The organism is Lysinibacillus sp. NPDC097214 (assembly GCF_050277945.1).
GTDB lineage: Bacteria > Bacillota > Bacilli > Bacillales_A > Planococcaceae > Lysinibacillus > Lysinibacillus xylanilyticus_B.
The window spans coordinates 337,551-356,315 of sequence record NZ_JBNNSS010000006.1 but is presented as its reverse complement, the minus strand read 5'-3'; the positions used below and the strand labels follow the sequence as shown (position 1 = coordinate 356,315).

General features: G+C 37.8%; 14 protein-coding genes, 1 pseudogene, 1 riboswitch and 1 other annotated feature. Of the genes and pseudogenes, 8 read left to right on the top strand and 7 right to left on the bottom strand.

Annotation, left to right across the window (positions count from 1 at the left end):
- Positions 1 to 35 precede the first annotated feature (35 nt).
- Positions 36 to 1,604, bottom strand: coding sequence for a PucR family transcriptional regulator (locus ACQKMI_RS16285; protein ID WP_427490576.1), 1,569 nt, complete (start codon positions 1,602 to 1,604; stop codon positions 36 to 38).
- 341 nt (positions 1,605 to 1,945) lie between these two features.
- On the opposite strand from ACQKMI_RS16285, the gene ACQKMI_RS16280 reads away from it, so the two are divergent.
- On the top strand, positions 1,946 to 3,475 hold the full coding sequence (locus tag ACQKMI_RS16280; protein ID WP_427490574.1) for a CoA-acylating methylmalonate-semialdehyde dehydrogenase: 1,530 nt from the start codon (positions 1,946 to 1,948) through the stop codon (positions 3,473 to 3,475).
- A 25-nt stretch (positions 3,476 to 3,500) separates the two neighbouring features.
- Positions 3,501 to 4,859 (top strand): aspartate aminotransferase family protein, encoded by a 1,359-nt coding sequence (locus ACQKMI_RS16275; protein ID WP_427490572.1) that lies wholly within the window; start codon positions 3,501 to 3,503, stop codon positions 4,857 to 4,859.
- Positions 4,860 to 5,038: 179 nt separating this feature from the next.
- Here ACQKMI_RS16275 and ACQKMI_RS16270 read toward each other — a convergent pair whose 3' ends face one another.
- Positions 5,039 to 6,208: an FtsW/RodA/SpoVE family cell cycle protein gene (locus tag ACQKMI_RS16270; RefSeq protein WP_427490570.1), complete on the bottom strand. Its 1,170-nt coding sequence runs from the start codon at positions 6,206 to 6,208 to the stop codon at positions 5,039 to 5,041.
- Between the two features lie 463 nt (positions 6,209 to 6,671).
- On the opposite strand from ACQKMI_RS16270, the gene ACQKMI_RS16265 reads away from it, so the two are divergent.
- Both ACQKMI_RS16265 and ACQKMI_RS16260 read left to right on the top strand, forming a co-directional pair.
- Positions 6,672 to 8,342, top strand: coding sequence for a methyl-accepting chemotaxis protein (locus tag ACQKMI_RS16265; RefSeq protein WP_427490568.1), 1,671 nt, complete (start codon positions 6,672 to 6,674; stop codon positions 8,340 to 8,342).
- Between the two features lie 346 nt (positions 8,343 to 8,688).
- Positions 8,689 to 9,642, top strand: coding sequence for an L-threonine 3-dehydrogenase (locus ACQKMI_RS16260; RefSeq protein ID WP_427490566.1), 954 nt, complete (start codon positions 8,689 to 8,691; stop codon positions 9,640 to 9,642).
- Between the two features lie 232 nt (positions 9,643 to 9,874).
- On the opposite strand, the pseudogene ACQKMI_RS16255 reads toward ACQKMI_RS16260, so the two are convergent.
- A pseudogene (locus ACQKMI_RS16255) lies at positions 9,875 to 10,867 on the bottom strand (serine hydrolase domain-containing protein).
- 616 nt (positions 10,868 to 11,483) lie between these two features.
- On the opposite strand from ACQKMI_RS16255, the gene ACQKMI_RS16250 reads away from it, so the two are divergent.
- Positions 11,484 to 13,109, top strand: coding sequence for a long-chain fatty acid--CoA ligase (locus ACQKMI_RS16250; protein WP_427490564.1), 1,626 nt, complete (start codon positions 11,484 to 11,486; stop codon positions 13,107 to 13,109).
- Between the two features lie 43 nt (positions 13,110 to 13,152).
- On the opposite strand, the gene trpB is transcribed toward ACQKMI_RS16250, so the two are convergent.
- Complete coding sequence (gene trpB / locus ACQKMI_RS16245) at positions 13,153 to 14,316, bottom strand: tryptophan synthase subunit beta (RefSeq protein ID WP_427490562.1); 1,164 nt, start codon at positions 14,314 to 14,316, stop codon at positions 13,153 to 13,155.
- A 59-nt stretch (positions 14,317 to 14,375) separates the two neighbouring features.
- Positions 14,376 to 14,576, bottom strand: a binding site (T-box leader).
- Positions 14,577 to 14,834: 258 nt separating this feature from the next.
- Between trpB and ACQKMI_RS16240 the strand changes: the two genes are divergently transcribed.
- The gene (locus ACQKMI_RS16240; RefSeq protein ID WP_427490560.1) at positions 14,835 to 15,566 is read left to right on the top strand and encodes a MerR family transcriptional regulator; all 732 of its coding nucleotides are present in this window, start codon (positions 14,835 to 14,837) and stop codon (positions 15,564 to 15,566) included.
- A complete protein-coding gene (locus tag ACQKMI_RS16235; RefSeq protein ID WP_427490559.1) occupies positions 15,563 to 16,294 on the top strand; it encodes a CPBP family intramembrane glutamic endopeptidase in 732 nt (243 codons plus the stop codon). The genes ACQKMI_RS16240 and ACQKMI_RS16235 overlap by 4 nt, the downstream gene beginning before the upstream one ends.
- Before the next feature lie 70 nt (positions 16,295 to 16,364).
- Here ACQKMI_RS16235 and ACQKMI_RS16230 read toward each other — a convergent pair whose 3' ends face one another.
- From ACQKMI_RS16230 to ACQKMI_RS16220, 3 genes are all read right to left on the bottom strand, one after another.
- On the bottom strand, positions 16,365 to 16,847 hold the full coding sequence (locus tag ACQKMI_RS16230) for a QueT transporter family protein (protein ID WP_427490557.1): 483 nt from the start codon (positions 16,845 to 16,847) through the stop codon (positions 16,365 to 16,367).
- 6 nt (positions 16,848 to 16,853) lie between these two features.
- A riboswitch (PreQ1 riboswitch) is annotated at positions 16,854 to 16,898 on the bottom strand.
- Positions 16,899 to 17,138: 240 nt separating this feature from the next.
- The gene (locus ACQKMI_RS16225) at positions 17,139 to 17,534 is read right to left on the bottom strand and encodes a DUF1259 domain-containing protein (RefSeq protein WP_427490555.1); all 396 of its coding nucleotides are present in this window, start codon (positions 17,532 to 17,534) and stop codon (positions 17,139 to 17,141) included.
- A 93-nt stretch (positions 17,535 to 17,627) separates the two neighbouring features.
- On the bottom strand, positions 17,628 to 17,885 hold the full coding sequence (locus ACQKMI_RS16220) for a hypothetical protein (protein WP_427490553.1): 258 nt from the start codon (positions 17,883 to 17,885) through the stop codon (positions 17,628 to 17,630).
- 168 nt (positions 17,886 to 18,053) lie between these two features.
- Between ACQKMI_RS16220 and ACQKMI_RS16215 the strand changes: the two genes are divergently transcribed.
- Positions 18,054 to 18,413, top strand: coding sequence for a TetR/AcrR family transcriptional regulator (locus ACQKMI_RS16215; protein WP_427490551.1), 360 nt, complete (start codon positions 18,054 to 18,056; stop codon positions 18,411 to 18,413).
- Positions 18,414 to 18,765 lie beyond the last annotated feature (352 nt).

The following is an 18,765-nucleotide window of genomic DNA, read 5'->3' as shown; positions in this document are numbered from 1 at the left end:
TCATGCAACATCGCTGATCAATCATAACCAAGCAGTTAGTTTTTATCCTCAATTATAGAATTGGCGAGCAACATAAATTCAAGCGTAATCCGATTATGCCCCTTCATAAAATTTTCCCCTAAGAGACTTTCAAGCTTTTTTAAACGATGGTAGAGTGTTTGACGTACGATGAACAATTGGTTGGCAGTTTGTTGCTTGGAGCCGTTTGTTTGTAAGTATACTTGCAAGGTTTCTAATAGCTTACTGTTATATTTTTTGTCGTATTCAATAACGGGCTGTAAATAATCTTGAATTACTTCCTGTAAATTGACTTGCATTTGTAATTTATAGATGAGGTGATACAAATGTAAATCATCATAAAAATAAGAGGTCGTTTGTACTTTACTGCAAATATACAATGTTTCGAGTGCAGTTTGATAGCTTTTTGGTATTTCCTCTACGTCTGCAACGACTTTGCCAATGGCTACTTGATACCCTTGAACCAGTTGTTTTTTATAAAAATCGGTTTTCTGAACGGAAGAAACTAATGTATTTAATAATTCGCGACTCGATTTACTATCTTTCTTATGGAGTAAAATAAAAATGACATAGCTTTTTCGTTCATATAAAAATGGGATAAATCCATTTTGCTCAAAAAGGTTTCGATAGTAGAGCTTACTGTAGACAATATCCTCTTGTACTTTAGAAACGGAATTAGGCGTTGCTAACATAAAAACAGCCCCGCTAGAAAGCTTATAGTTAGAATGATAGGTGACGATAAATTTATAAATTTCCTCTTTCGATAGTTTTTGATCGATCCAATCCCCTAAAATAGAGGCATCCTCAATGTCCCTTTTCTCTTCAATATAAAATTCTCTCATTAACAGCTGTGCCAAGGCAGTAGCTGTACGGTCTAAAATAAGTAATTCGAACTCTGAGAATAGGCCATCCTCTCTATAGAGCGTTACATCTGCATAATGCTGGTCAAAAATAAAGATGGGCTCATTTTTAAATACGGGTGCTGATTTTTTCATCGTAACTAGTTGTTGGCGCTTATTCTGCGGCATATTTGGAAAAAAGATAGGCTCTCGACCTTTAATAGAAAAGATAATTTGTGTCTTTAATTCTTGATACATATTTTGTAATATCTCTTCTGCGGTTTGCCCTAATAGCGCATTTTTATTTAATGTTTGAGAGTAGGATTCTAAAGTAGAAATCATTAAATATTGTTGATTGATAATTTGACTATGTAAATCTTGTGTAATACGAACAAAAGGAACTGTGTCATGAAAAACGATAATAGGGAAGCTGTGACGGTTAGCAAGCGCTACAATCACTTCAGGGATGGCTTGTATGGAAGTCCCGTATTCAATGCACAATGCCGCGCAATTTTTTTGGATTAAAGATTCTACGAAAAAGATAAAGTTTTCTATGCTGTGCTGAAGGCTGATCCCTGTTGTTAAAACTAATTCATCACCAGCTAGGAAATTATCTACTTGTATAATTTCAATGACATGGGCCCACTTTACAATGCGTAATAAGCCATCCTCACCAGCTACGACCTCCGCACTTTGGAAGTGTGTGTTTTCTAATACATCCTTCACTTGAAGCTTAAATTGACTCATTTTATCCTCCTCTCTTTTAACATATACCTTCTCTTGTTTTCTCATCGATGTGTTATTTTTACTTAAATAAGCTTGGATATCATATTGTAAGAATGTTTAGTCTATTTTACATTATGTTTAAAACAAATGTATAGAATTTTACAGTTTGTCTATACCTTCATTTCTATGGAACATGTAAAATTTTTGTAAGCGGTAATCCAATCTAATAAAAGAGATGAGCTGAATATGGAGCAACAAACGCACTTTCAGAGAAGGTTAACATTCAATATTGATATGATCGGATACCTTTATGGCTACTAAGGTTGGATTTTGAATAACGATAAACGAGGAGTGGGGAAATTATGACAGTTCAGCAAAAAGCGAAAACGTTATCACATTTTATTAATGGTGTTGAAACAGCAGGTACTAGTGGTCGTTACTCAGAAGTTTATAATCCAACAACAGGTGAGGTCATTGCGCAAGTTCCGTTAGCGACTAAAGATGAAGTGAAGGAAGCTATCAAGCTAGCGAAGGCAGCATTCCCTACATGGAAAAAAACATCGATTGGCAAACGGGTCGAGGTTTTGCATCGTTTCCGTCAGTTATTAGTAGAAAGACAGGATGAGCTCATTGAAGTTATTTGTGAGGAAAGTGGAAAAACGAAGGAAGATGCTAAGGGCGAAATTGTTCGTGGTATTGAATCCGTAGATATGGCCATAAGTGCCCCGCAAATGCTGAAGGGAGAATACTCGGTAAATGTAGGTGGCGATATTAATGCCTTCTCTGCAAAAGCCCCACTTGGAGTTGTGGCAACAATTGCTCCATTTAATTTCCCTGTTATGGTGCCATTGGCGATTACAAGTATGGCGGTTGCGGTAGGGAATGCAGTGATTTTAAAGCCTTCTGAGCGTGTGCCAATCTCGGCATTATATTTAAGTAAGCTATGGAAAGAGGCAGGACTGCCAGATGGAATTTGGACAGTCGTTAATGGGGATAAAGAAGCGGTGAATGAACTGCTTGAAAATAAAGAGATACAAGCGATTTCATTTGTTGGATCCACACCTGTTGCGGAATATATTTATCAAACAGGGACGAAGCATAATAAACGTGTCGCTGCATTTGGTGGCGGAAAGAACTTTATGATTGTCATGCCAGATGCGAACCTAGAGCAAACAGCTAATGGCTTTTTAGGTGCGGCATATGGAGCAGCGTCCCAGCGTTGTATGGCTATTTCAGGAGCGATCGTCGTTGGGAAAGATACGGAGCAACGCTTTACAGAGATACTAAAGGAGAAAATTTTGAAATTAAAGGTTGGTCCATATACAGACGGCGAAGTAGATTTTGGCCCTGTTATTACGCAACAATCAAAAGATACGATTCTTCGATATATCGATGGTGCTGTTGAAGAAGGGGCTAACTTTGTAACGGACGGCCGAAATCCGAAAATATGCGAAACGTCTAAAGGCTTTTACCTTGGTCCGACATTGTTAAATAACGTAACGCCCGAAATGACTATTTTTAAAGAGGAAGTTTTTGGCCCAGCGCGTATTGTTGTAGGTGTTGAAACCTTACAAGAAGCGATTGATTTAATTAATGACCACGAACTTGGGAATGGTGTCACGATGTTTACGAGTAGCGGTTCGGCGGCGCGTAAATTCCAGGAAGAAATTGAAGTAGGAATGGTAGGCGTTAATGTTCCGATTCCGATTCCAGTTGGTTATCACAACTTTGGAGGATGGAAGCGTTCTAAGTTTGGTGAAGGGCATATGTTTGGACCAGATCAAGCAAGATTCTTTACGAAAGCGAAAACGATTTCTGAACGCTGGCCTGATGAAACAGAGGATACGACGAGTTCATTTGCGTTTCCAAGCAATAACGATGTGAATAAGTGAAAATAACATAAAGGGGTGTGTAGATATGGTTCAAGTAAATCTTAAAAGTGATATTTTAAAGAAAGATGAACAATATGTATGGCATTCAATGAAACCCTACAATCCACAAGCAACCTATGTAGTAGAAAAATCAAATGGTGCGAGGATTGTTGATACAGATGGCGTTGAATACATCGACGCAATGGCAGGATTATGGTGTGTAAATGTAGGCTATGGACGCAAGGAATTAGCAGATGTTGCCCATGAGCAAATGATGAAAAACGCCTATGCTCCTTTATCGCAGGGACATTTACCGGCAGTTGAACTGGCTGAAAAAATCAATGAAATGCTTGGTGGAGATTATGTTATTTTCTTCTCTAATAGTGGGTCAGAGGCTAACGAAACAGCGTTTAAAATTGCACGTCAGTATCATCAACAAAAAGGAGAAAGCTCTCGCTATAAAATCGTTTCTCGCTACCGTGCCTATCACGGAAGTTCTTTTGGCGCATTGGCTGCGACAGGGCAAGCGGAACGAAAATATAAATATGAACCATTATCTCCCGGCTTTATTCATGTAGCACCACCTGATCAATATCGAGAACACGAAAGTGATGCACTTGCTCCAACAGATTTAGCAAGCGTAAAGGCTGTCGATAAGACGATGACATGGGAGCTAAGTGAAACAATAGCTGCGATGATTTTAGAGCCAATTATTACAGGTGGGGGCGTCATTATGCCTCCGGAGAACTACTTAAAGGGCATAGAGGAAGTATGTAAAAAACACGGAGCATTAATGATTGTAGACGAAGTAATTTGTGGCTTCGGTCGAACAGGTAAGCCATTTGGATTCATGAACTACGGTGTGAAACCAGATATTATTACAATGGCCAAAGGGATTACAAGTGCCTATTTACCATTATCAGCTACAGCGGTAAAACGGGAAATTTATGAGGCATTCACTGGCTCTGATGCGTACGGCTATTTCCGCCATGTCAATACATTTGGCGGATCACCAGTCGCATGTGCGGTTGCATTAAAAAATATTGAGATTCTTCAGCAAGAAGCATTATTTGAAAGATCTAGTAAGGTTGGAGCTACTACCCTTCAAACACTTCAGCAAGCATTGGGTAATCACCCGCATGTTGGGGATGTCCGAGGTAAAGGCTTATTAATGGGTATCGAGTTAGTTGCAGATAAAACGTCGAAGGAGCCTTTACCAGTAGATAAAGTAAATGCTGTTATTGCCGCATGTAAGGAGCAGGGTGTTATTGTGGGTAAAAATGGTGCAACTGTTGCAGGCTTTAATAACGTATTAACACTATCTCCACCACTTAATATTGTACAAGAGGATCTTGATACAATCATAAAAGTTGTGATTGATAGTATTCATAAAGTGAAGGCATAATATAAAATCAAAAAGTAAAGCTGTCTCTAAAGTCGTAGTAACACTTTAGAGACAGCTTTTTGCTTGTCTTATAGCATAAGAAAGGCTAGGCGCAGTAGGAGTATGAACAAGGCTCCTCCTGTTAGTAAAAGCAATAATAAAATTCTCTTTTTTAAAGTATCGTTCATACACACCTTCACCTACGCTTTTGTTGTTTTAAACATGTAGTCGCTATAAGAATTATAGATAATCATCACAATACCCATTAACATGAAATTGGAAATGAGTGAACTTCCGCCATAGCTTAAAAATGGCAATGTCATACCTGTTACCGGTAAAAGTCCAATGGTCATACCGATATTTTGTGTAATTTGGAAAGCTAATAAACTGGCAATACCTGCGCCCATCAGCGTCATAAATGGGTCCTTTGCTTCTACTGTAATAAGAACAATACGGTAAATAACAAAGAATAAAAGAGTGATGACAAATGCCCCTCCGATGAACCCGAGCTCTTCAGCGATGTTCGCAAAAATGAAATCTGTATGCTTTTCCACGACATAGACATCATTTTTCATGTAACCTTTTCCGGTAAACTGACCTGAACCAATAGCCGAAAATCCCTGCCTTGTTTGAAAAGATGAGTCCGGATATTCATTAGGTTGCAACCAGCCATAAATACGAGAAACTTGATGCCCTGATAATTTATTTAAAATTTTTTCTGTAAAAAAATCATTGAATTGTACATAAAGAATAACCACAACGCTGAAAATTGATACCGGAATGGCTGTAAAAATGATAAGCAATTTTTTTTGTATACCTGAAAAGAAAAGCATCGGTACAATCATCGACATATAAAGCATGACCATGCCCGTATCAGGTTGCTTGTAAACTGCAAGCGTAGGTGGAAGAGTGATAACAGCAATGATTAAGAGTAGCCGCATATCCGTTAAAAAGGTAGGGCGCACATATTTCTCTCGATGTGCAACAATAACCTTACTGACCACGATTAAAAACGCGAACTTTAAAAACTCTGACGGCTGAATGGATCCTAACACAGGAATCTGGTACCAACGCTTCGCCTCATTTATAGTTCGGGCTATACTTTCGGGTGCAATAAATAAACCAAATGTTAATAAGACCATCGCCCAATAAAATGGCCAGCCTATTTTTTTAAGTTGCTCAATATCAAGCGTTGCTACGCCATACATAATGAAAAACCCGATTAGGTAATAAAAAAGCTGCTTTATAATGAACGAGCTTGTATACTGCTCAAACACTGTACTACTGGAATGGACAAAGAGACAACTAATAATACCGAGCAATGACAAGCTAATGACTAAACTTTTATCTAATTTATTAAACTGTAACATTCAAACACCCCCTTTTTGTTCAACTTATCCTTTGGCGTAATTGCCGCTGCCGCTTCGCTTTCGCGCAGACAAACATTGTAGCTGCCGCTTCGCTTTCGCTACAGAAACCATTTGTGGTTTAACATATCTACATTCATCTCACTACCTTTCGAAAGGGGAGTCTTCTACTGAATGAAGATAAACCAACTATTAATAGGCGACGATTGGTAAGTATGGAAGGTTGCAGGGGGAATGAGGCTCTTTACCGTAAAGTGGAGGTAATTTCTAAGTAAAATAGGCGTGTTCCTAATGGGAATTGATGAGGACTAATATCACGTTACCGAGAGGGGGATATGCGTCTATTATATCGGGGATAATGGGATGAATTTCACAACTCTTCGTGCAATCTTTACAAAAACAAAACACTAGCTTTATATCTTCATACTATTATTATTGGTAAGAGTTGGAGAAGGAGCCGAAGATGATGCGTTTTTTTCAATACATAATGGTGAAGGACAAGCTACTTGTACTGATGATTGTTTGTGTACTATCGAATGTATTGCTAGGTATTTTTAGCGTTGATTATTTGCGGAAAATGTCATGGCATGCAAGTGAAAGCTATACAGAAGGACTTGTGCCGATCGGAAGGTTAAATGAACTTGAGGAATCACAACGACAATTAGATTATTTAGTGAGTTCAGCTGGGGCTTATCAAGAAATGTCTGTCAGTTTAAATAATGCCGAGCAGTCTTTAAATCATTTAGAAAGTATAGAAATCGATAAAAAGATGAACCATCAGATGAAGAAATTGAAGACCTTGCTAGCACAGCAAGTAGACTTGATTGATCGCTATAAGCAATTGGGCCACAATGAACAACAACCATTTTATGCTCAGTCGTATTTACCTGTAAGCCAGCAAAGTCATTCATTATTAGAAGAAATTCAAAGCTATTTGGTTCAGAGGGCTACGGAACAGCAACAGACATATCAGAAAGATGTGCAATTTGGTTATTGGCTATTAGGAGGAGTATGTTTATTCGTTGTTTTGTTAGTCATCTGTATAGGATTTATAGCAACAAAAGCTGTGATTATACCAACACGTCAATTGAAGTCATTATTAAAGCGTGCAGAGCAGGGTGATTTCACCGCGAATGCCAGTTATGTGGCACACGATGAGCTTGGCGAAGTAGTATTGTCTTACAATCAAATGGTAACAGAGGTGAAAAGACTGCTTCACACAGTATCGAATAGTGCACATGAGGTTGAAGAAATGACAGGGAAACTGCAGGAATCCTCCGAGCAATCATCTAACACGACGCGTAAAATTGCAAAGGATGTGCAGTCCATTTCAAATGCAACTGCTGCTTCTACTGAGAAATTAGCTTCCAATACAGCATCTCTAGAGGAAGTGTTGGATGGTGTGAAAGTGATTTTAGAAAAAGTACAGATCGTAGAAAACTTTGCTCATAAAACTGCACGGGATGCAGAAAGTGGGACGGAAATTGTACAGGCAAATTTAACACAAATACAGGCTATTAAACATGCAGTTGAAAAATCGAATACCGCCATTTTTAATCTTGTAGAGCGAGCAGCTACAATCGATCAAATGGTTGAGGTGATTGAAAAAATTACGGCGCAAACAAACCTCCTAGCCTTAAATGCGTCTATTGAGGCCGCTAGAGCAGGGGAGCACGGTAAGGGATTTGCGGTTGTAGCCAATGAAGTACGCAAGCTTGCGGAGCAGACAGTCCATTCAACACAAACGATTACGTCCATCGTACAAAACATTCATTTGGATTCTAGCTATGCTGTGCAAATGATGGAGGGAGTATTAGTCGCAACTGACAAGGGTGTACAAGTTACCGGAGATACGGCAATAAGCTTTGATCAAATTTTAGAAAAAGTACATACAATGAAGCCGTATATAGTGGAAGTATCTGCAGCCGTTCAAGAAATTGCCAGCCATACGAAAAAGGTTAGTGAAGATGCAGTGATGTTAACATCAATTTCGGATACGAATGCAGCATCAACTAAACATGTGGCTACTTTAACAGCTGATCAGTTAACCGCGCAGCAGCAATTCCATGATTATATTAAAGAGCTACATAAGGTATCAAAAGTTTTACAAATAGCCGTAAAGCGTTTCTCCATTTAATAAGAACAAACGGACCTTTCTTTGAATACAAGGGAGGTTCTTTTTTGACTAATAGATGCAGGATCATTTTATTGAGCAAAATAAATACTGCCTAAAATGAACATTTGTACTCTGTGAATGTACATATGTGTTTTGTTTGTTTAGATAGCACAATATTTTGTAGGGCTCATATACTGATAGTAAAGGATTTTATGGTCTATCTTTCAAAATTCTAAATATTATGGTTGTATTTTTAATGTGAACAAATTATAATGATAATCATCAGAAGTGTTGTTAAATCAATGTTTATTTATATATTACTGTACTCTCTGAAAGTACAATTGTTCACAGGTGGAGGTTTGGAGAAATGAAAAAGATAATGGTTACAGGAGCACTAGGTCAAATAGGTTCTGAGCTTGTAGAAAAACTTCGTGGTATTTATGGAGAGGACAACATATTAGCGACAGATATTCGGAGGCTTGAGCATTCTAAGGGTCCGTTTGAAGTATTGGACGTGACGGATGGACAAAGAATGCATGATTTAGCGAAGGATTTTGGTGCAGATACAATGATGCATTTAGCGGCGCTATTATCAGCAACAGCGGAAAAAAATCCGTTGCTAGCGTGGAATTTAAATATGGGTGGTTTAATGAATGCGTTAGAGGTTTCACGTGAGTTAAACTTGCAATTTTTCACACCAAGCTCAATAGGCGCGTTCGGCCCATCGACACCGAAGGATAATACGCCACAGGATACATTACAGCGTCCAACAACAATGTATGGGGTAAATAAAGTTGCTGGTGAGCTATTATGTGATTATTATTTCGATCGTTTTGGCGTAGATACTCGAGGCGTACGCTTCCCAGGGTTAATTTCATATGTAACTCCTCCAGGAGGTGGTACGACAGACTATGCAGTAGAGATCTTCTACGAGGCGATTAAGCAAGGGAAGTACACATCGTATATTCAAGAAGGTACGTACATGGACATGATGTACATGCCAGATGCATTGCAAGCTATTGTAGATGTAATGGAAGCCGATAGTAGCAAACTAATCCATCGCAATGCCTTTAATATTACTGCAATGAGCTTCGAGCCATCTGAAATTGCGGCGGAAATTAAAAAGCATTTGCCACATTTCCGTATGGATTATAATGTGGATCCAGTACGTCAAGCGATAGCAGATAGCTGGCCAAATTCTATAAATGTAGAAGCTGCACAAAAAGAATGGGGCTTTAAAGCACAGTATGACTTAGCAAAAATGACAGTTGATATGCTAGAAAAATTAAAAATTAAACTACAGACAAAAGCTTGTTCATAAATGAAATTAAAACGGATGAAGAAAACAATTGAGTTTTCTTCGTCTTTTTTAATTTTGACGGCAATCACTACATGATATTAGTTAAACGTATACCATGTAAAATAGTTGATTGGAGTGGGTGCTAGGCGACTCCTTGGGAATTACCGTCACAGAGGACCAACCTCGTGTTAAATCTAAGTTTTATTCAAAAATAGTACCTAATTGTTGAATGTATCTTAAAGAGAGCCGATATTTACCGTTTGATCAAACCTTTGATATCTCTGGAAATCTTCCATACGTTACAACCAAAATTGCTTACCAATGTAATAAGCAAATCTTGTTGTTTGTCATATGAACTATAAAAACTTATACCAGGATCGCAGCCTTCAAAATGGTAATCAAACGTGCCTTCTTCTTTTTTATCCAGCCAAATCCCATACCCATAGCATTCTTCTTTCACTTGAGGAGTTAACATTTCTTTTAACATTTCCTTTGATATCAATTGACCCTTCATCAGACTGGCCCAGAACTTTTCAACATCTATTACAGTTGTAAATGCTCCACCTGCTCCTGTTCCTTTTACATCGACACTGTAAATATTGGTATAAAACTCTTGCCTACTGTCATCATATAAATACCCGTTTGCACATTGAGCAGGCAATCTGTCCAGTTCATAATACCCCGTATTCAACATATCGCAAGGAATAAAAACATGTTCATTAAGATATACATCAAATGAAGAGCCAGTAATGGCCTCAATAATAAGACCAAGAACAACAAATCCTGTATTATTGTATTGAAATCTATCTCCTGTAGGATACATCATCGGCTTATGTATAAATAATGGAATGATATCCGTTGATGTACGAATTTAATAATTGGGATAATCTATCCATAGTTCGTCGTAATCTTCCATGACAGACTCATCAAAATAGTCGGGTATTCCCGATGTATGATTAAGCAACTGCCTGATGGTGATAAGAGGATCAATATTCTTTAAATCAAAATTCACGATGTCCCCGATACAACTATCAAAAGATAATCGACTTTGTTCAATCAATTGTAAAATGGCTATGGCAACAAATACTTTTCCTGCCGAGGCTGTTGCAAACTTCGTATCAATCTTGTTTGATACTTTATTTGGTAAATCTGCGTATCCAAAGGCTTTACGGTATACATTTTTACCATTTTGAGTGACTGATATGACCCCACTAAAATCTTCGTTTATACATTCGTCAAACCCCATTATTTCTCTCTCCTTTAAGTAAACTTATATTGAAGTATGCAAGTATTAATTTTACTCAATCTTCCCTCCAACGCTCCCAAGAAGCTTTGCTCTGTGTGAAAGCGAAGCGTCAGCAACAAAGCGCCTTGCCGGAACGGAAATCAACCCCACATTATGGTGATGAGCCATACAAGTGGATTTTCTAATATATTCTGGTTCATCATCGGAAGGTTAAGGTGTCATTTTGAAATATATGCTATGCGAATAAGTTGATTGGAGTGGAGACTGGGCGACTCCTCGGGGATCAGCGATAGAGGAACGAAGGCTAAAACCATCACATCCTGTGATAACGCCTTCGTGACCAACATCGTGTTGGCCCGAGACCCTGCAGCGAAGCGGCTCATCGGACGCCCCCAGGAAAGCGCCCAGTCGGAACGGAAATCAACCCCACATTATGTGGATGAGTTATTTTAGAAAAAGTTTACAATAAAAAGAAAATTATTGGAATTTATAGCTTAATTTATAATTTTCCAATATAATCATATTCAGAATATTAATAGTATTCAATTATAATTCTATTGATATTTCACAAGGGGTAAGAGAGGAAATTCACAATACGAAGGGATGGATGGTTTTTATGATGCAGACGCCGTTAGTATTAACAAACTTTTTTAAACGTGCAGAAACTTATTTTGCTAGAAAGACTATTGTTTCACGGACGAGTCCACAGAAGATTCACCGTTTAACATATGGAGAATGGGCGAAAAGGACGCGTCGCTTAGCGGATGCGCTCACAAAGCTGGGAATGACAAGAGGGATGAAGGTTGGCTCCTTTGCCTGGAATCAGCATCGCCACTTAGAGGCTTATTTTGCGGTACCATGTTCAGGCGCCGTTTTGCACATGGTGAATATTCGTTTATCAGAAGAGCATTTAACTTATATTATTAATCATGCAGAAGATGAGATTTTAATGATTGATGTAGATATGCTGCCAGTTATAGAAAACATTGCGCCTGAGCTCAAGACAGTGAAACATTATATTATAATGACGGATGAGGATACTTTGCCAGAAACGACATTACCGAATGCATTATCCTATGAGGATTTATTAGCAGCAGCAGATGAAAACTATCAGTTCCCAGAGGATATAGGGGAAGAGGAGCCTGCTGGCATGTGTTATACAAGTGCTACAACGGGAAATCCAAAAGGGGTGGTTTATTCACATCGAGGTTTAGTGCTACATAGTACGATGCTGAGTATGTCTGATTCAATGGGCATTTCTGAGCCTGATGTCGTGATGCCGATTGTACCGATGTTTCATGCAAATGCATGGGGCTTACCATTTGCAAGTGTCAATGTAGGTGCTACACAGGTATTGCCTGGTCCGCAATTCACATCGGCAATCATTTTGGATTTAGTAGAGCAGGAGAAAGTTACATTAACAGCTGGAGTGCCGACAATTTGGATTGGTGCGTTGCAAGAACAGGAGAAGCGTGAGCGAGATATAAGTTCATTACGTGCCATTTGTTGTGGCGGCTCTGCTTCACCTACTCGACTTATTCGTACATTTGAAGAGCAGTATGGCATACCGTATATTGTCGTGTATGGGATGACGGAAACAACACCGATTGTGGCGCTATCAAATTATATGTCTTGGATGGATGAATGGCCTATTGAAAAGCGTATTGAAGCGCGAGCAACGCAAGGGATGACGATGGCTGGTATTGAATCGAGTATTATAAACGACCATGGGGAAGTACCATGGGATGGAGAGACGATGGGTGAGTTACGTTTACGAGGCCCATGGATTTCACACGAGTATTATCGGGATGAACGTACAAATGATGCCTATCGAGACGGTTGGTTATATACAGGGGATATTGCGGTACGAACAGAGGATGGCTTTATCAAAATAACAGATCGTACAAAGGATTTAATTAAATCAGGTGGGGAGTGGATATCCTCAGTTGATTTAGAAAATACATTAATGACTCATGACGCTGTGTTGGAAGCAGCAGTTATTGCAATTCCGCATGTCAAATGGCAAGAACGCCCGTTAGCTTGCGTAGTATTGAAGGAAGGAATGTCAGCAAGTGAAGAGGAGCTTCTTGCGTTTTTAGAAAGTCAGTTTGCAAAATGGTGGGTACCAGATGATGTAGTATTTTTAGATGAAATTCCAAAAACATCAGTCGGAAAGTTTCTGAAAGCCAAGCTTCGAGATAATGTAGCAGAAATTTATCCGAAATTAGGTTCATTCGTATAGTTAAAAGAGCGATTTCCACAAAGGAAGTCGCTCTTTCATTTATTTATTTATTTAGCATTTGGAATACTTGTTCAACGTCTTTGTCTCCACGACCAGAAATATTAATAATAATGCTCTCTTCTGGAGATAATGTTGGCGCAAGCTTTAGTGCATGAGCAACTGCATGCGAGCTTTCAAGTGCAGGAATAATACCTTCAACTTTTGACAGTACTTGGAATGCATCAAGCACCTCTTCATTCGTCACCGTTACATATTCCCCACGACCAATTGTTTTTAAATAGCTATGCTCTGGACCAGCTCCGGGATAATCTAGTCCAGCGGCAATCGAATAGGTTGGTAATGGATTGCCCTCTGCATCTTGCAGTACTAAACATTTGAAGCCATGTAATTCACCCGGTGTTCCTTCATTTAATGTGGCAGCTTTATCTGGTTCAATACCGATGAGGCGAACCTGTTCATCTGCAATATATTCCGCAAATGCACCGATTGCATTACTACCGCCGCCGACACAAGCAAGTACTGCTGCAGGTAGCTTGCCTTCTTTTTCTAAAATTTGTTCGCGACTTTCACGGCTAATGACGGATTGGAAATGCTTCACCATTGAAGGGAACGGATGAGGCCCAACAGCAGAACCTAGTAAATAGAAAGTCGTCTCATAGTTTTCTACTAAATCAGCAAATGCTTCATCCACTGCATCCTTTAGTCGCCCTTGACCTTTATCAACAGCTACTACCTTTGCACCAAGAAGCTCCATACGGAAGACGTTTAATGCTTGGCGTTTAGTATCTTCTAAGCCCATATAAATTGTGCAATCCATCCCGAACATTGCGCAAGCAGTTGCTGTTGCTACACCATGTTGACCTGCACCTGTTTCAGCGATAACACGATGAGCACCCATGCGCTTGGCCAATAAAATCTGTCCAAGAACGTTATTAATTTTATGTGAACCTGTATGATTAAGATCTTCACGCTTTAAATAAATTTTTGCGCCACCTAATTGTTTTGTTAAATTTTCAGCAAAATAAAGTGGAGATTTGCGCCCAACGTATTCACGGAAATAATAATCTAGCTCTTTATTAAAGTCTTCATCGTCTTTATATTTTTGAAAGTTTTCATCTAAAATACTTAAAACATTTTGAAGCTCATCGGGAACAAAGCTACCGCCAAATTCACCGAAATATCCTTTTTTCTCTGCTACTGTACTCATCTTCTCTCGACTCCTCTATCTAATTTTTCCATAAAAAAAAGCCACTACAATCCTTCTGTAAAAAGGACGAGTAACCGTGGTGCCACCTTCATTCGCAAAAAATGCGCGCTTTCGTACTCCGATAACGGGGAGTAACTTCGTCCTCACATTTGATGAGGCTGCTCCAAAGTCCATTCACAAGTAAGCACTACTGATTTGCACCAACCATCAGCTCTCTTTAAGTACTACCGCTTGCTACTATTCTTTTTCTTCGCATTTATTGAAATGAATTGTAAGGTAGTTTCAGAATATTGTCAAGGCGTGCTGTGCAAAATCAAATCAATTAATCCCCGGCATAATTGTGCGACTCCGCTGAAAGAAATTTACAGGCAAGCTATTTTAAGAAGGATATAATGCATTAATTATTAACTGAAAATAAAGTTCTTTAATTCTTTATAAATAAAAGTAAAAATCACTATTGATTCTACCGTTACGTTAGAAACTATAATGAATGTATTAAAAGAAAAGGAGAAATATCAATGTATTCGATTGGTCAATTTTCAAAGAAAACAGGTGTCTCGATCCGTACTCTTCGCTATTATGATGAAATGAATTTGCTAAAGCCATCTTACATTTCGGAAACGGGACGTAGATTTTATGAAAATGAAGATATAATTACACTGCAAAAAATAACAGGATTAAAAACGTTAGGATTTTCGTTAAAAGATATTCAAGAGCTAATGAGGCAATCACAATGGGACATAACAGAGTCTTTAAAGTACCAAAAGGGGGAAATGCTCCGTAAATTGGTGGAAATTAAAAAGAATATTGAACTACTTGAATACACAATTTCGTTAGCGCAATCAAATCAGGTAATCGAACCAGAGATATTTATTGCATTAATTCAAAATAATTTACATATGGAATCTCAACAGCGATGGTTAAAGGATTATTTACCAAATGAAGTTGTAGATGAGATTTATGCTGTATCAAACGGTCACAACGTTCGTTATGATACACAATTAATAAACATTATAAATCAATTAAAAATAGCTTATAAGAACCAATTTACGGATACCGAAGTACATACTATTCTCGAAGGGCTTTTTTCTCAAGTACCACATGAACTATTTAATCGGTTACTAACAGAACCAAAACTAATGGAGATACAGTTGGATAGCATGTTATTTCCGTCACCATTTAGTAAACAAGAGGGAGAATGGTTAATTGAAAAAATAGAGAACATGCTAAAGGAGTATAAAACAAAATGAACATACTGTTATGGGGATTCATTGGGTTTACTCTTTTATATGAACCAATTATAGGTTATTGGTTATATCAAAGATTTAAAATACGTGTTCGGACTAATCCAGCAAGCAGAATACACTATTATAAGATTGTTATGCTAGGTTTGTGGTTACCGACACTTATTATTTTAATAGTAGTGGCAAATTCTGAACTTACTTTAGAAGAACTACGCGTAATAATGCCGAGTATTAACACAGAAGCATTAGGACCAATTGTTACATATATTGTCATAGTGGGAGCTCTATTATATAGTATATTGCTTTTATATTACGCGATTGGATATTTTATAAGTAATAATGTTAAAAGTAAGATGATATTAATGAAGCAAAAACAAATGAAGCATAAAGCGTTTACTGAGTTACTACCTGTTACAAAGAAAGACAAAGTTATCTGGAATCTAGTGGCATGGACAGCGGGGATCACAGAAGAAATTATTTACCGTGGATTTCTTATATTTGCATTTAACGCACTATTTCCAGAATGGTCAATTTGGTTCGTTCTATTGTGTACTTCAATAATATTTGGTCTTGCGCATACATATCAGAGTTTATCTGGTGTCATTCGGACAACCATTATTGGCTTTGTGTTCGGGATGCTTGCGATCGCATTGAACTCCATTATACCTCTAATACTTCTTCATGCTTTGATTGATTATGTTGGAAAATTAGGCGATGAGAATGAAAAGGATTAAATACAACAAAAAAGAGGAACGGTGAAACCGTCCCTCTTTTCATTAAATACGGCTCGATAAGATCCGTCAGTTAAATTAAATTTTTGAAGTTTAAGCGTTTATTCAATAGATACATAATCGGTGCACCAACCGCTAAAACAACAAATTCACCTGCAGCAACAGTTAACCATGTCCAGAAGAATGGTAATTCTAAAGCTAAGTTCAATTCGAAAGCAATGATGAACATTGTGCAAGTAAATAACAATGTATTGATGATTAAACGTGCCCAAATATTTTTGACAAATTTACAAATAAGAATGAACAACCCAAGTGTAATCATCGAATGGCCTACACCGAAAACTAAATCGTAAATGCCAAGTGGTGAAAAGATATTGGAGATAAAAACACCAATAATGATTCCAACGGCAAAGCGCGGATTAAACGCAACTAGATGGTTAAACATTTCCGATATACGGAACTGCACCTCGGTAAAGCCAAATGGTGTGACTAGCAATGTTATAGCAATGTAGAGCGCTGCAATAATGCCACTCGTAGCTAAAAATTTAATTTTCATATTTATTTCTCCTTAGTTTTTTTGCGTGGGATGGTTACGAACCACGTAAAGCAAATGCAATCATATCAATGTTCATGCTTATTTGTAAATAGCAAAGGGTAAAAAATATACGATAATAGTTAGATCTTGCTCAAAGCCCCTTAATGACAATGTATCTATGAAAAGGGACTTGTACACTTACTAGAAAATTATACAAAAATAGCAGATGATAAGTAACCTTGAAAGTTAGAAGTCGTGTCTATCGGGTCACTTGTTAAAAGAACTGCTTAGTTCTTTTAACAAGTGACCATTTCAATAGTTTTGTAAAACACTAAATGCTTGAGCAAATTTTTGAGCAAAGGTTAATGGAGGCTCTATTGATTGAAAATGGACGTACAAAATAGTTGGATCCGAATATATCCAATGATTATGAACAGCACTTATAATTAAGTTATTTTCTGCGAGTGCCTTAACAAATGGCTGTAATTCCTCTTGGCGTACTACTATTTCACCTAAGTTAAGTGCATTTCCATAGACATCAAGCGATTCGAACGTTATTCCAGCATGAAGTGCACTACGACTTGGGCGACCTTGAATCTTCACATGAAGGTTTCGAGGAAGTTTTACTGAGCATACGCCATGTTCCACAGAAGCTTTTCCGTTCGCAATCTGTGCAAATTTTGTACACATATCTTGAAAGCTTTGCATTTTAGACACCTCTCCTTTTTTATATTTATAGTGAGGATGTCTTGGCGCGAAAGTAGTACGTAAACATATCACTACCCTGTTTCCGATTTGAAATTACCCCTCTAAAATATTTCTAATTTCTTCTATTTCCAAAATTAAATCGTCTACTTGTTGCTTGAATTCATCTGTATATTCTAATTCCTCATCCAATTCTTTTGTATACTCTAAGGCATTTAAGGCGAAATCCAGAGCAAAAGCAAATAGACTGTCACATAGATTAGAAATGATTGTATCAATATTTCCTGTAGTTGTTGCATTTTGTTTCTCTTGTGAATAAGACGGCTGATTTAAATCGATATCATCATTATTCATGATATTCCTCCTTTTTGGGAACAGCACTAACCTCATTTGCATCATATGCGTTAAATGTAAAAAGGGGGACTAAAGTGAACATTTTTGTAGAAAAGTTAAATCACATCTAATCAGGTGTGGCTTTTTACTATACATAGTGCGGGAGCAAATTCTAAACGCGGGCTTAGATTGTTTATTAGAAACGGTTATCAAGGAACTACAACTAAAGAAATCGGCGACGCAGTTGGAATTAGCCAAGGATTACTGTTTCATTATTTCGGCTCTAAGGAAGAGGTATACCCTGAACTTTTAAATCGAGCTAAAGCTAGTATGTCTGTTATTGGGATTTCTGAAGGGGAATTTGCACAACCGTTAGAATATATAAATGTGATCGTTACTTCAATACTGGACTCCTTTAAAACGCATCCACTATCGGCAAAACTATTAATGTTAGTTGCTCAAACGCAAATTGCAAGTAACTTACCTGATACGATTCAACAAGTTGCTAAGGATCTTGCTGCATCTGAGGGAATTGAAAGTTTAGTATAAGAGGGTCAAGTTAAGGGAGTAGTACGAGAGGGTGATTCTAAAGCACTCGCGGGTTGTTTTTATTCTGCAATTCAAGGTGTTGCTCAAACGTACGTATGCTTCCCTGATATCCCGTGACCGCAAAAGTAGATGGTTAGTAGATATCTTAAAAAAGTAAGAGAGAATTATACGTGTTAATGGGGAATGTTAGGTACAGTTTTTACATATATTAGATTAAATTAGATGTCAGAAAAATAACTTCGCTAAATTGTCGAAAAAAATTTTGTTATGTTAGAAAAAGAAATCAATTTGTAAAAATAGCGCAGTTTAGCGGTTTAAAGCGACAAATTGAGCGAAAAGAAAGAATATTTAA

Bases quoted from the DNA above. Each gene is read 5' to 3' on its own strand.
- ACQKMI_RS16285 (WP_427490576.1), bottom strand. From the start codon at position 1,604: ATGAGTCAATTTAAGCTTCAAGTGAAGGATGTATTAGAAAACACACAC.
- ACQKMI_RS16265 (WP_427490568.1), top strand. From the start codon at position 6,672: ATGCGTTTTTTTCAATACATAATGGTGAAGGACAAGCTACTTGTACTG.
- ACQKMI_RS16270 (WP_427490570.1), bottom strand. From the start codon at position 6,208: ATGTTACAGTTTAATAAATTAGATAAAAGTTTAGTCATTAGCTTGTCA.
- ACQKMI_RS16260 (WP_427490566.1), top strand. From the start codon at position 8,689: ATGAAAAAGATAATGGTTACAGGAGCACTAGGTCAAATAGGTTCTGAG.
- ACQKMI_RS16280 (WP_427490574.1), top strand. From the start codon at position 1,946: ATGACAGTTCAGCAAAAAGCGAAAACGTTATCACATTTTATTAATGGT.
- ACQKMI_RS16275 (WP_427490572.1), top strand. From the start codon at position 3,501: ATGGTTCAAGTAAATCTTAAAAGTGATATTTTAAAGAAAGATGAACAA.
- ACQKMI_RS16225 (WP_427490555.1), bottom strand. From the start codon at position 17,534: ATGCAAAGCTTTCAAGATATGTGTACAAAATTTGCACAGATTGCGAAC.
- trpB (WP_427490562.1), bottom strand. From the start codon at position 14,316: ATGAGTACAGTAGCAGAGAAAAAAGGATATTTCGGTGAATTTGGCGGT.
- ACQKMI_RS16220 (WP_427490553.1), bottom strand. From the start codon at position 17,885: ATGAATAATGATGATATCGATTTAAATCAGCCGTCTTATTCACAAGAG.
- ACQKMI_RS16230 (WP_427490557.1), bottom strand. From the start codon at position 16,847: ATGAAAATTAAATTTTTAGCTACGAGTGGCATTATTGCAGCGCTCTAC.
- ACQKMI_RS16235 (WP_427490559.1), top strand. From the start codon at position 15,563: ATGAACATACTGTTATGGGGATTCATTGGGTTTACTCTTTTATATGAA.
- ACQKMI_RS16240 (WP_427490560.1), top strand. From the start codon at position 14,835: ATGTATTCGATTGGTCAATTTTCAAAGAAAACAGGTGTCTCGATCCGT.
- ACQKMI_RS16250 (WP_427490564.1), top strand. From the start codon at position 11,484: ATGATGCAGACGCCGTTAGTATTAACAAACTTTTTTAAACGTGCAGAA.